The 12830-nt window shown below is 67.8% G+C and carries 10 protein-coding genes; 2 read left to right on the plus strand and 8 right to left on the minus strand.

Translation table 11 applies throughout. The features are described from left to right. Window positions 1-70 precede the first annotated feature (70 nt). Entirely contained in the window at window positions 71-724 is a 654-nt protein-coding gene (locus ACTQ49_RS04940; RefSeq protein WP_441826739.1) for an HAD family hydrolase, read from the plus strand. A gap of 314 nt (window positions 725-1038) precedes the next feature. Here ACTQ49_RS04940 and ACTQ49_RS04945 read toward each other — a convergent pair whose 3' ends face one another. Next, entirely contained in the window at window positions 1039-1209 is a 171-nt protein-coding gene (locus tag ACTQ49_RS04945) for a hypothetical protein (protein WP_441826740.1), read from the minus strand. A 191-nt stretch (window positions 1210-1400) separates the two neighbouring features. Next, a complete protein-coding gene (locus ACTQ49_RS04950; RefSeq protein WP_441826741.1) occupies window positions 1401-1559 on the minus strand; it encodes a hypothetical protein in 159 nt (52 codons plus the stop codon). A 345-nt stretch (window positions 1560-1904) separates the two neighbouring features. Here ACTQ49_RS04950 and ACTQ49_RS04955 point away from each other — a divergent pair, with 345 nt between their 5' ends. After that, window positions 1905-3662 (plus strand): DEAD/DEAH box helicase, encoded by a 1758-nt coding sequence (locus ACTQ49_RS04955; RefSeq protein ID WP_441826742.1) that lies wholly within the window; start codon window positions 1905-1907, stop codon window positions 3660-3662. Between the two features lie 531 nt (window positions 3663-4193). On the opposite strand, the gene ACTQ49_RS04960 is transcribed toward ACTQ49_RS04955, so the two are convergent. From ACTQ49_RS04960 to ald, 6 genes are all read right to left on the minus strand, one after another. Next, the gene (locus ACTQ49_RS04960; protein WP_441826743.1) at window positions 4194-5327 is read right to left on the minus strand and encodes a sodium ion-translocating decarboxylase subunit beta; all 1134 of its coding nucleotides are present in this window, start codon (window positions 5325-5327) and stop codon (window positions 4194-4196) included. Continuing rightward, window positions 5324-5827 carry a biotin/lipoyl-containing protein gene (locus ACTQ49_RS04965; RefSeq protein WP_441826744.1) on the minus strand — a complete coding sequence of 168 codons (504 nt, stop codon included), beginning with the start codon at window positions 5825-5827 and terminating at the stop codon, window positions 5324-5326. Before ACTQ49_RS04965 ends, ACTQ49_RS04960 begins: the two co-directional genes overlap by 4 nt. 4 nt (window positions 5828-5831) lie before the next feature. After that, a complete protein-coding gene (locus ACTQ49_RS04970; RefSeq protein WP_441826745.1) occupies window positions 5832-6254 on the minus strand; it encodes an OadG family transporter subunit in 423 nt (140 codons plus the stop codon). A 10-nt stretch (window positions 6255-6264) separates the two neighbouring features. After that, window positions 6265-7809, minus strand: a complete 1545-nt coding sequence (locus ACTQ49_RS04975) for an acyl-CoA carboxylase subunit beta (protein WP_441826746.1) — start codon at window positions 7807-7809, stop codon at window positions 6265-6267. A gap of 184 nt (window positions 7810-7993) precedes the next feature. Continuing rightward, window positions 7994-11389: a hypothetical protein gene (locus ACTQ49_RS04980; RefSeq protein WP_441826747.1), complete on the minus strand. Its 3396-nt coding sequence runs from the start codon at window positions 11387-11389 to the stop codon at window positions 7994-7996. A 134-nt stretch (window positions 11390-11523) separates the two neighbouring features. Continuing rightward, window positions 11524-12636 carry an alanine dehydrogenase gene (gene ald, locus ACTQ49_RS04985; protein WP_441826748.1) on the minus strand — a complete coding sequence of 371 codons (1113 nt, stop codon included), beginning with the start codon at window positions 12634-12636 and terminating at the stop codon, window positions 11524-11526. Between the last annotated feature and the right edge of the window lie 194 nt (window positions 12637-12830).

A 12830-nucleotide genomic window follows, 5' to 3' on the forward strand; every position in this document is an offset into this window, starting at 1 on the left:
GACAAAACTAGCGCCTCGGGGCGGGCCAGCGCGCCCGGTTGCGGAACTGCGCTGGGCCTAGCCTTGGGGCATGCCTCTTCTGCTGCTGGATCTGGACAACACCTTGGTGGATCGCGCCGTCGCCTACCGCGCCTGGGCGGTGGACTTCCTGGCCCAACGAGGGGCCGATCCGCTGCTGGTGGACGAGATGGTCCGGGCCGACGGCGACGGGCTGCGCCCCAAGCCGGAGGCTGCGCTGGATCTGCAGCAGGTGCTGGGTCTGGACGATGAGGAGACCGCCACCATCACCCAGGTGCTCCGCAAGGGGGTCCTGGACCATCTCAGCGTCGAGCCCGACGTGCTGGCGGCCTTGGACCGGGCCTCGCAGGCAGGCTGGACGCCCTTCATCGTGACCAATGGCGTCGTGCCGCAGCAGGACCTCAAGATCACCAATCTGGGTCTGGACCGGCACGTCGCGGGCTGGGTGGTCAGCGACGTCGTGGGCGTCCGCAAACCCGATCCGCGGATCTTCCACATTGCCGCGGAGCAGGCAGGGCAGTCGCTGGACGGCGCGTGGATGGTGGGCGACGCACACGACACCGACATCGAGGGCGCCCAGGCTGCGGGACTGCGCAGCATCTGGATGCGTCGGGGGAGGCCGTGGCCCCAGAGCCAGCCGGAGCCGACGGTGATGGTCGATTCCTTCCCCGAGGCCGTCGAGTCGGTCTTGACCTGGCGGGACTGAGCGCCGAGGTAGGTGATGGCTGGCGTGGTTGAGAGCTGACCCGCGGCCGGGCACAGACCAACCCCACTTTGTCACGCGGTCGGTTCACGTTGTCCACGCTGCAGAGCCGTGGGATCCCCGCGAAAACGACGAGTGCCCGCGACCGACGCTGGTCGCGGGCACTCCTGATTGCTGCCGTACTGGTGACAGCTGTTGTCGTGCCGGGCTGGCAGGGGCCAGCGGGTCTTGCACGAGCGGCTGTCCGTGCGGGGATGGGCCACCGGTGGTGCAGGCCGATCGGGGAGAGGTCTGCTGCCGTGGGCTCGGGGCTCGTGTCAGGCGGCGTACAGGGCGGGAGCCGTGGTCACGGGCTCCTGTTCGCGCATGTCACGGGCCGAGAGGACGACGTCGGCCGTCTGGCGCGGGCTGGGAGCGTCGAGCAGCCAGAGGACGGCGGCGACGGTCCAGAGTGCGAGGATGATCGCGAGGAAGGCAAGCGGGGTCATGTCTATCTCCTGTGGGGTCAGAGCGGTGATCCCCCCGAACACCGCACCTCTACATTGAGGTGCGTCAACTCTAGCGCCTCAGCAAAGCTTCAGGGAAGTGCTGGGTGCAAGGAAATGTTCACCATTCGGTAACGACTGGGTCGGGTGGGTGGATCCTGGGGCGCTTGGAGGGGTCGTTCGTGGCGGTCGCGTCAGGCGGCCTTGTGCTGCTCATCCGCGATCACGGGGTCGTCGTCGCGGGCCTGCAGCACGGTCTCGATGGCGGCCGAGGTCTGCTGCGCGCTGTCGCTGAACCAGGCCAGGGCGGCTGCCGACATGAGCAGGATGATGGCGATGAAGAGGGCGAGCATGGTGGTTCTTTCCGTGATGGGAGGAATCGTGGTCTTCTCAGCCCCCGCTGCGAAAGTCTTTGTGTGTCAGGCGGTTCCGGCGCCATCTCGATATTATGACGCCCCTCATGCCTCGGCTCATCCAGAGTGGCAAATCTGTACTGACCGAGGCAAATAAAACGCTAAAGTTGCCCTGAATCTTCAGCTTTCGCACGACGTCCCCGCGTGTTGCTTCCGGTGCCCGCCCCTGGATGCCCTCCCGCGAGAAGTGTTGGATTCCGGTCCCGTCAGGGCCGCGCGGTATCCTCGGGTTCCCATGTGCACCACCTTCCCCACACCCGGACTCCTGGCCCGAGGTGGCTCGCGATGAGCACGTCGGCCTTCGAACACATTTCACCAGCCTGGCCCGGACGAGCACCCTGGGGAACCGCCAACAGCCTGCGCGCGTGGCAGCAGGAAGCCCTCACCCGCTACCTCGACGAGGCCCCGCGTGACTTCCTGGCCGTCGCCACCCCCGGCGCCGGCAAGACCACCTTCGCGCTGCGCGTCGCGGCCGAGCTGCTGCACCGTCGGATCATCACCCGCATCATCGTCGTCGCCCCCACCGAGCACCTGAAGGTGCAGTGGGCCGAAGCCGCGCACCGCGTCGGCATCAACATCGACCCGGGTCTGGGTGGATCCACGCGCGGCCGCAGCAAGGAGTTCGACGGCATCGCGGTCACCTATGCCGGCGTCGCTGCGCGCGTGAACCACTACCGCACCCGCACCGAGAGCTTCAAGACCCTGGTCATCCTCGACGAGGTGCACCACGCCGGCGACAGCCTCAGCTGGGGCGACGCCATCCAGGAGGCCTTCGAGCCCGCCACCCGTCGACTGGCCCTCACCGGAACCCCCTTCCGTTCCGACGAGAGCCCGATCCCCTTCGTCACCTACGAGGAACTGCCCAGCGGCGCCAAGCAGTCGAAGGCCGACTACACCTACGGCTACGCCGAGGCCCTGCGCGACAATGTCGTGCGCCCCGTCATCTTCATGGCCTACGGCGGGCCGATGCGCTGGCGCACCAAGGCGGGCGAGGTCTTGGCCGCCAATCTGGGCGAGGCCCTCACCAAGGACCTCACTGCCCACGCCTGGCGCACCGCGCTGGATCCCAAGGGAGAATGGATGCAGTCGGTGCTGAAGGCGGCCGACATTCGCCTGAGCGAGGTGCGTCGCCACGTCCCCGATGCCGGTGGCCTGGTGATCGCCACCAACCAGACCCAGGCCCGCGCCTATGCCCGCATCCTGCAGCAGATCACTGGTGAGAAGCCCACCGTCGTGCTCAGCGACGAGGTGGGCGCCAGCAAGCGGATCGAGGACTTCAGCGCCTCCGATGCCCGATGGCTGGTGGCGGTGCGAATGGTCTCCGAGGGCGTCGACGTGCCGCGACTGGCCGTCGGTGTCTACGCGACGGCGACGTCCACGCCCCTGTTCTTCGCCCAGGCCGTCGGGCGTTTCGTGCGAACCCGCAAGCGTGGCGAGGTGGCCACCGTCTTCCTGCCCACCGTCCCCGTGATCCTCTCCCACGCGGCCCTGCTGGAGCAGCAGCGCGACCACGTGCTGGGCGGGCGCAAGAAGGCCGACGACGACCTGTTCGCCCAGGAGGACCTGCTGGTGGAGCAGGCCAATCAGGACGCCAAGGCCTCCGACGACCTGCTGGGCGAGTGGGAGGCGCTGGAGAGCGTCGCCCAGTTCGACCACGTCATGTTCGACTCGCAGCAGTTCGGTCTCAATGCCGAGCCGAACAGCGATGAGGAGGCCGACTACCTGGGACTGCCGGGCCTGCTCGACGCGGACCAGGTCTCCGATCTGCTCAAAGAGCGGCAGCGTCGCCAGATGCAGCGGCAGCAGCGCCGCGACAAGAAGGAGAAGGTGGCCCCCGAGGTCAGCCTGCACCGGGCGCTGGAGACCAAGCGCAAGGAGCTCAATTCCCTGGTCAGCCAGTACTCCCGGTCTCGGGGCGTGCCCCACTCCCACATCCACGCGGAGCTGCGACGCCAGGCGGGTGGCCCCCCATTGGCTCGGGCCTCGACCGACCAGGTGGATGCCCGCATCCGGCTGATCCGAAAGTGGCACACGGGCAAGTAGAGGCGCGTCGCGTGGGTTTGGTGGGGCCCCAGGGTCCCTTCTTCTTGGCTCGCGTGGGTTTGGTGGGGCCCCTGGTCCCTTTCTTCTTGGCTCGCGTGGGTTTGGGCCTGGTCCTGGGGCGCCGCGTGGGTTTGGTGGCCTCGCGACGGGTGTAGCGCACGCGGGGTGTTGGAACCCACGCGAACGTGGGGCTGGGTGTTGGAACCCACGCGGGGTGCTGGATCCCACGCGAACGCAACAGTGCCCCCGGATCCTGGGTGGGATCCGGGGGCACTGCTGGAGAACCGGGTGGGGAGGCTTACCGCTGTTCCGTGATCGGGGCCACGGGTGTGGACTCGGTGATCAGGAGGGGTTCGGCGAACAGAACCGCTACTGCGACGAGCGCCAGTGCCGCGACGCGCTTGCGGAGCTTTTGCTCCCTGTATTGGTCAGAGCCAATCTTCATGACTCCGACAGTAGGAGTCCTCCCAACACAAGACAAGTCCCAGTTTCCGGCAGGTCGGGACTTCTCATCCAGTTCTTGCCCCATGCTCAGGCGCTGCCCATCAGTGCCAACAGCACGCCACCGGCGACGCAGGAGGCCACCTGGCCCGCCGCATTGGCCCCCATCGCGTGCATCAGGACGAAGTTCTCGAAGTCAGCCTTCGAGGCCTCCTTCTGCACCACTCGGGCCGCCATCGGGAAGGCCGAGATGCCGGCTGCGCCGATCAGCGGGTTGAACTTGCCCCCGGAGAAGAAGTTCAGGATCTTGCCGAAGATGACGCCGGCGGCGGTGTCCAGGCAGAAGGCCAGCAGGCCCAGCACCAGGATCATCAGCGTCGACCACTTCAGGAAGGACGAGCCCACCATCGTCGAGCCGATCGCCAGGCCCAGGAAGAGCGTGACGATGTTGGCGATCTCATTGGACGAGGTTCCCACCAGACGCTCCACCACGCCGGACTCGCGCATCAGGTTGCCCAGCATCAGCATGCCGATCAGCGGCGTCGCGAAGGGCACCAGGATGCCCACCACCAGCGTCACGACGATCGGGAAGAGGATGCGGGTGCGCTTGCTGATCTCCCGCTGGGAGTACGGCATCCGGATCTGGCGTTCCTTCTCCGTGGTCAGCGCCCGCATGATCGGCGGCATGATGATCGGCACCAGTGACATGTACGAATAGGCCGCCACCGTGATGGGCGCCAACAGCTGGGGCGCCAACTGGCGGCTGACGTAGATCGAGGTCGGGCCGTCGATGGCCCCGATGATGCCGATGGATGCCGCTTCCGGGCGGCTGAAACCCACCAGCGCTGCCAGGATCAACGTCGCGAAAATGCCGAACTGGCCGGCGGCACCCAGCAGCACCATCTTCGGATTCTCCAGCAAGGGGCCGAAGTCGGTCATCGCGCCGATGCCGATGAAGATCAGCAGAGGGAAGAGCTCGTTGTCGACGCCCGCATTGCGCAGGATCGTCAGCATGCCCTCCTCGCCCACCAGGGGCGAGAGCGGCAGGTTGGTGAGCAGGCAACCCGCGCCGATCGGCAGGAGCAGCAGCGGTTCGTACTCCTTGACGATGGCCAGGCCGATCAGCACGCAGCCCACCGCGATCATCACCACCGACTGCCATGTGACGTTCAGCACGCCACGCAGGAGCAGGTCGATGGTGGACTCCATCAGGACCGTGGTCATTCGAACACCACCAGCGGATCACCGAAGCCCACCTGGGCGCCCACCTCGGCAGGCACCTGCGCGATGACACCGTCGCGGGTGGCCTTCAGCTCGTTCTTCATCTTCATGGCCTCCAGCACCAGCAGCGGATCACCTCGCTTGACGCTCTGGCCGGGCTGGGCGCTGACGGTGAGCACGACGCCGGGCATCGGAGCGGTCAGCGTGTTCACCCCGCTGGCCGCGCCGCCGCCGGCTGGGGCGGCGGCCCGCGGGCGTGCCGTCGGGGCCGCGGTGGGCGCCGTCGGGACGGGCACCGTCTCCGGGCGGGGTGGGGTGGGCAACGGGATGTTGTCGGCCACCTCCATCTCGGGCGTGATCATGGCCTGCGCCAGGTCCTGGTGGTCCCGCAGACGCACGTCGACGTTCTGGCCGGCGATGGCCACCCGGAAGGTGTTCGCGGTCACCTCCTCAACGTCAACCTCGTGGTCGGAGCCGTTGATCGAGATCGTGTAGCGGCGCATCGGACTATCTCCTCTTCCAGGACTGGTTCTGCGCGGCGCGGCCAACCCCGACCCACCGGCTGGTGTGGATCTGGCTGCCGGGCGCATGGGTTCGCATGGCGGGCGCGGCCTGCTGGCGGCGCACCTCCGCGTGGGTGATCACGGCCAGCGCGACGGCCGTCGCCTGGTCGACGGTCAGGCCGCCGGAGAGGATCTGCACGGCGGGCTGGCTTGCGACGGATTCCGGGGCATCCCCGGCGGGCGAGGCATCGTCGGCAACCGCGGCGAGCGGGGCGGGCGCGGTTTCGGCGGCGGGGGCCAGTTCGGGCTTGGCCGGTCGATCGAGCTTTCCCAGCAGGGTGAGCACGCCCATCAGCAGTGCAAGCAGGGCGAAGACGACGCCCATGCCCACCACGGTCATCTCGAGGCCCCACATCAGGTTGTTCATCGCGTCGCCCCTAGACCGGGAAGAGCCCGTGCTTCTTGGGGATGTTGGTCTGCACCTTGGTGCGCAACACCTCCAGGGCACGAATCAGGCGCGGACGGGTCTCCATCGGCTCGATCACCTCGTCGATCTGGCCGACGTCGGCCGCGCGGTAGGGGTTGAAGAACTTCTCGCGGTACTCCTCGACGAAGCGCTTCTCCTCCGCGGCGGGATCCTCGGCCTGCTGGATCTGGCGGCGGTTGAGCAGCCGCGCGGCGCCCTCGGGCCCCATCACGGCGATCTGGGCGCTGGGCCAGGCGAAGGCCACGTCATTGCCCATCTGCTTGGAACTCAGCGCCACATAGGAACCGCCGATGGCCTTGCGGGTCACCACGCTCATCTTGGGAACGGTGGCCTGGCAGTAGGAGTAGATCACCTTGGCGCCGTGCCGGATCACGCCCGCATACTCCTGCTGCACGCCCGGCAGGTAGCCGGGGCAGTCGACGAAGGTGATGATCGGGATGTTGAACATGTCGCAGATGCGGATGTGGCGGCTGATCTTGTCCGACGAGTCGATGTCCAGGCAGCCGCTCATCACGGTGGGCTGGTTGGCGATGATGCCCACCGAGTGCCCGTCGAGGCGGGCGAAGGCGCAGATGGCGTTGGCGGCCCAGCCCTCGTGCACCTGCATCACCGAGCCGGCGTCGAAGATGAGGTCCAGCACGTCGCGCATGTCATAGGCCATCGCGTCGTCGGCGGGGATGATCGTGTTCAGTGACTCGTCCATCCGGTCGGGCGAGTCATAGGCGACGATCTCCGGCGGGTCCTCGGTGTTGTTCTGGGGCAGGTAGCTGAGCAGTCGCTTCACCATCTCGATGGCGTTCTGCTCGTCGGTCGCATTGAACTGTGCGACGCCGGAGCGGGAGTTGTGCACGTAGGCACCGCCCAGGTCCTCGGAGCTGACGTCCTCGCCCGTCACGGCCTTGATGATCTCCGGGCCGGTCAGGAACATGTTGGAGGTGGTCTCCACCATGACGGTGAAGTCGGTCAGGGCGGGGGAGTAGACCGCGCCGCCTGCGCACGGGCCCATGATCAGGCTGATCTGCGGAATCACGCCGGAGGCGGCCACATTGCGGTAGAAGACCTCGCCGTAGGCGGCCAGGGAGCGCACGCCCTCCTGCACGCGGGCACCGCCCGAGTCATTCAGCCCGATCAACGGGATGCCCGATTCCAGCGCCAGGTCCTGGATGCGGCTGATCTTCTGCGCCTGCACCTCGCTGAAGGAGCCACCGAGCACGGTGAAGTCCTGCGCGAAGACCGCCACGCGACGGCCGTTGATCTTGCCGAAGCCGGTGATCACGCCGTCGCCCGGGAAGCGCTTCTTGGTCATGCCGAAATCGGTGTGGTTGTGGGTGGCCAGCGCGCCGAGCTCCTGGAAGGAGGCCTCGTCCAGCAGGAAGGACAGGCGCTCGCGCGCCGTCATCTTTCCCTTGGCGTGCTGGGCATCGATTCTTTCGGGTCCGCCGCCCTTCAGCGCTTCCTCGCGCATCTGGCGGAGGGCCTCGAGTGGTTGCGTCATTGCATCTCCTCGTTGGGTCCCAGACCAATCTATGAGGTGGTCTGGTGCGACGATCGGGCGGGGTGGGGTCTGTGACGAGGGCGTCGACGGGTCAGGATGCGACGAGGGCCCCGACGCGCGCAGCGTCGAGGCCCTCGGAGGGTGCCGGATGGGACCTGATTGGGATCCGCCAGCGTGGCGTCGGTCAGCCGAAGCTGACCTGCCGGCCCAGGGTGCCGTTCAGCGACTCCAGGTAGGCGGGGGACTGGACCATCTGCAGGCGCTCCTGCAGGGTGGCCAGCCGATCGTCCAGGGCCAGGCGACCCACAGGCTCCGCATTGCCCTCATTCTTCACGAAGGGCGCCAGGTCCGTGACGCCCTGCTTCAGCTGCACGGCCTCCGCATTCTGCTTGGCGGCCAGGCGCTGGGCATACCAACCGGAGTCCAGGATGGCGCGTCGCGAGAAGCTCTCCCGGAACTCGGGGCTGTCCAACGTCCAGCCCTTCTCCGAATGGCCGTGGGCCATGATCTCCAGCAGCGCCTTCAGCGGCGGCACGGCCAGGCTGATGGTGCCGTCGGTGAAGTAGGTCTGCGCCACCCGCTGGTGGGTGGTGACGATCACGTCGACGCTCTCGGCGAAGACGTCCGGGTCCTGCAGCTCCGGCCGCAACATCTCGTCGGTGAAGACCATGTCCGGGTGCAGGAAGATGCGCCCGAAGAAGTTCGTCGCGAAGAGATGGTTCATCCGGTATCCCAGCCGGCTGGCCTGGATGGTGCGGCCCTGGTGCTCGAAGTCGGTCATCTTCTCCAGGTAACCGCCGTCGATCAGGTTCTGCGCCTTGCGTTCCTCGGGCCACATCCGGCTGAAGATCTCCGGCACCAGCAGCGAGATGTCGTGGTCCACGCGCACCTTGGGGCCGATCACCCCGGCCGACGAGAGCCAGCCGTCGGTCTCGGTCAGCGCGAAGCTGAGCAGGGCCGCGTTGAGGTCGATGATCGACGGCAGGGCATTGAACGGCGCCTTGGTCATGGCGCCCTCGCTGCCGGCGCCGGTGGTCGACGGGGACTTGCCCGTCATGGAACTGATGAACTCCATGAACAGCTCGGGCAGCTCCATGTAGTGCAGCGGGTTGTAGGCGCACAGCGGGGGCACGCCCTCCTCCGCCGCATTGTTGCGTCGGCCGGCGGCCACGACGTCCACCGGCATCCGCAGCGGCTCGTCGGCGGCGGTCTTGCGCTGCAGGTGAACCGCCAGGGAGGCGGCCGCGGTGCCCTCCGGGTTGGTCAGGTCTGGGCGCTTCTGCAGGTAGCGCGGGTTCTTGGAGCGCTTTCCGTCGGCGACGATGCGCGGCTCGGAGCTGACCGCCAGGAAGAGCGGGCGCTCGTCATCCGCGCCCTGCGCGAAGCGGATGATCCGCTGGCGCATCGGCTCGGTGAAGGCGCTGAGGCCGGGGGCGTCGGCGACGATCTCGCGGGCCTCCTCCCGGGTGAGCGGGTGGAAGTTGGAGATGAAGGAGTCGTCGCCGGACATGTCCAGCTCGGTCTGCTTGTCGTAGCCGCGGTGGATCGCGTCGTCGGGGCGCTGGAAGAGCAGCTGTTCGCAGTTCTGCACGTACTTGGCGCTCACCGGATCGGTGGTCTCACCCAGGGGCGGGGCGACGACGGAGGCCGTGATGTCGTCCTCGGTCTGCACCTTCATGGCGGGCGAGAAGTCGGGGCGCAGGCTGAACAGGCGCCAGCTGCCGTCGGCCTCGAAGCCCACGCGCAGCATGTTCACCATGATCTTCTCGCCGTCCAGCCGCAGCGAATTGCCCTTGCGGCCGTTGATGACGCCGACGGTGAAGTGACTGCGCCAGTCGGTGCCCCATTCGGGCTTGTAATAGCGCTTCACGGTGAAGACCAGCTCGCTGACGTGCGGCGGGATGGTCTCCAGCCACTGGTTGTACTCGTCGGTGAACTCGGCGCGCGGGGTCAGCAGCTTGATCACCGAGCCCAGCGAACGGTCGCTGGACAGGATGCTGCGCTGGTCATCGGCGGCCGGGTCGCGGAAGCGGTCCGAGTAGTCGCGGTCCAGGAGTTCCTGCACCATGTCGAGGTCGGCATCGACGTCGGCCGTGAAGGCGCTGCCGAAGACGAAGGCGTCGAGCAGGCTCTTGGAGATCTCGCTCTTGCCGCCGCCGGAGACGGTGGCCGGCTTGTGCAGCTGGGTGGACGACGGCGAGGTGCCGATCAGGTGCCACTGGGTGGGGTCCGCGTCACGCGGCTTGGCGTGCACCCGGTAGCCATTGGGCGCCAGGTAGGTCTTGCCCGCCAGCAGCGGCGTGCTGCCCTGCGAGCCGTCCGGATTGGTCCAGGTGACCTGCTGGGTGCGCATCGAGTAGCTCGCCTTGCCCGGCACCACCACCAGGTGGGCCTGCTCCCGGTCGGTGGCATGGCCCTGCGGCTGCTGTTCGAAGCGTTCCGGATTGCGGGCCACCACGTCGGCGACGGTGAAGTCGTCGGGGGTGTAGGTGTCGGTCCACTCCTGGCCCAGGTTGTAGGCGGGGAAGGCCAGGGCGCCACCGGAGTGCTCCTCCTCGGCCAGGCCGAACAGGTTGGCGGAGTAGGAGATCTGCGTCTTGACCTCCTTCTTGCAGTAGCCGAAGTAGTTGTCGGCGATCACGGTGACGATCACGCCACGCTCGTCGCGGGCGCACAGCTTGAAGGCCTGGCCGTTGTTGTAGAGCTCGTCGTCGTTCTCCCAGCACATCCCGTCGCGCTTCTGGCGTTCGGTGGCGTCGTTGACGTGGGGCAGACCGAGCGACTTCTTGGTGACCCGGGTCAGGTGCGGGGCCAGGATGACGGCCCCGGTGGTTCCGGTCCAGCCCTCGGGATCCAGCGACGCGTCGTTCTCCGGCAGGTGCGGATCGCCGGCATTGCCGAAGATGCCCTCGACGAAGTCCAGGTTGGAGACCAGTCCGCCGGGGACGATGAAGCGGACCTCCATGGTGCGTTCCCGGGTGAAGCCGGGCACCGCGGGCACCACCAGCGGGCGCAGCAGCAGCGAGACGAAGCAGGCGGCCTTCTGCTCCTGGTTGGCGGTGAACGGCAGCTGCAGGTCCTCGACGGGCGGCTGGAAGGCCTGGTCCAGCAGGCGGGCGAAGACGTCGACGGGCACGGCCAGCTTGTCGTCCTGGATCGGCAGGCCGCCCTCGGCGATGTGGAAGACGCCGGCGGTGGTGCGGCGGTCATTGGCGGGATTGTGCAGCACGCCATTGGCCAGCCGGTAGGAGCTCAGCAGCGCCGAGTGGAATTCGTCGCCGTCATGGGGCAGGCTCAGCGCCCGGGCCAGGCCGGGGTGGTCCAGCACCAGGGTCCGCTGCGGCAGGTGGGGGTGGACGTCGGTGTTCTGCAGGTAGTCGTCGAGGAAGCCCTGCACGCGCAGGTCCGCGGCGCACAGCCGGTCTCCCAGGCGGCGGGAGACCTCGCGGTGGCGGGCGATGATCGGGGCGACGAGGTCGCCGTCATTGCTGGGATCGTTGTCTTCCGCAATGGGCAGGCCGAGCAGCGACAGGCGCAGGTTGATCGCATCGATGGTTGAGGACGAATCAAGGTTGACCATGCCCCCATTCAAGCCCGTCGGGGTGCAGGGGCAGCGGGCGGGGGGTCAACGGGAGGTGAATCCTCGGGTCACGACGAGATTGGGCGTGGCCCCCAGTGGCACGCCCTCACGACGAGTGGGCGGCGGGCTGGCCGTCAGCCCGCCAGCGCCTCGTCCACCGGGGTGTGCGGCAGGTCGAAGGCCTGCGCGACGCCCGGGTAGACGATCCGGCCACCCTGCACGTTGAGGCCCTTGGCCAGCGCCGGGTCCGCCTGCATGGCCGCCTGCCAGCCCAGGTTGGCGATCCGCACGATGTAGGGCAGCGTCGAGTTGGTGAGGGCCCAGGTGGAGGTGTTGGGCACCGCGCCGGGCATGTTGCCCACGCAGTAGAAGGTGGACTGCTCCACCTGGAAGACCGGGTCCTCGTGCGTGGTGGGGTGGGAGTCCTCGAAGCAGCCACCCTGGTCAATGGCGACGTCCACCAGCACGCTGCCGGGCTTCATCTGCGTGACCATCTCGTGCGTCACCAGGCGTGGGGTGCGCGATCCGGGCAGCAGCACCGTGCCGATCACCAGGTCAGCTTGGAGCACCTGTTCGCGCACGGTCAGCCGGGACGACGCGAGCGTCTGCACATTCATGTAGTTGCTGACGTGGCGCAGCTTGGCCATGTCGGTGTCCAGCACGGTGACGTCGGCCCCCAGTCCGGCCGCGGCCAGTGCCGCCTTGGCGCCAGCCGCGCCACATCCCAGGACGACCACCTTGGCCGGCTCGACGCCGGTGACGTGCCCCATCAGGACGCCCCGGCCGCCGGCGGCGCGGGTCAGGTAGTGGGCTCCCATCTGAGGGGCCAGGCAGCCGGCCACCTCGCTCATCGGGATCAGCAGCGGCAGGCTGCGATCGGGCAGCTGCACCGTCTCATAGGCGATGGCCGTGGCCCTCGACTCCACCAGCGCATCGGTGAGCGGCCGGTCGGCTGCCAGGTGCAGGTAGGTGAACAGGGTGAGGTCCTCGCGCAGGTGGCGGTACTCGTCGGCGACGGGCTCCTTCACCTTGAGCAGCAGATCGGCGCGCTCCCAGACCTCGTCGGCGGAGCCCACGATGGTCGCGCCCTGGGCTGCGTAGTCCTCGTCGCTGATGGAGGAACCGGTGCCGGCGCCGGCCTGGATGGCCACCTCGTGGCCGGCGGCCACCAGCTCGGCCACACCGACGGGCGTGATCGCCACCCGGAACTCGTTGTCCTTGACCTCGGTGGGGATGGAGATCCGCATGATGGCTCCTTGTCGGTGTGAGTGCTGGCTGGTGTGGGTGCTCATTGGTGTGGATGTTCGTGTGGGGACACACTAGGTGGCGAGCCGTCGGGGCGGACCCTTCGTCGGAGCTTCCGCCGACCCTGCACAAATGACAGTCTCTTGTGCACGAATGTTCAGCCAGTCACTGGGGGAATGCACGTCGGGCGTGAAAT

Origin of the sequence: Luteococcus sp. Sow4_B9, assembly GCF_052116585.1 — a bacterium.
In the GTDB taxonomy this organism is placed as follows: domain Bacteria; phylum Actinomycetota; class Actinomycetes; order Propionibacteriales; family Propionibacteriaceae; genus Luteococcus.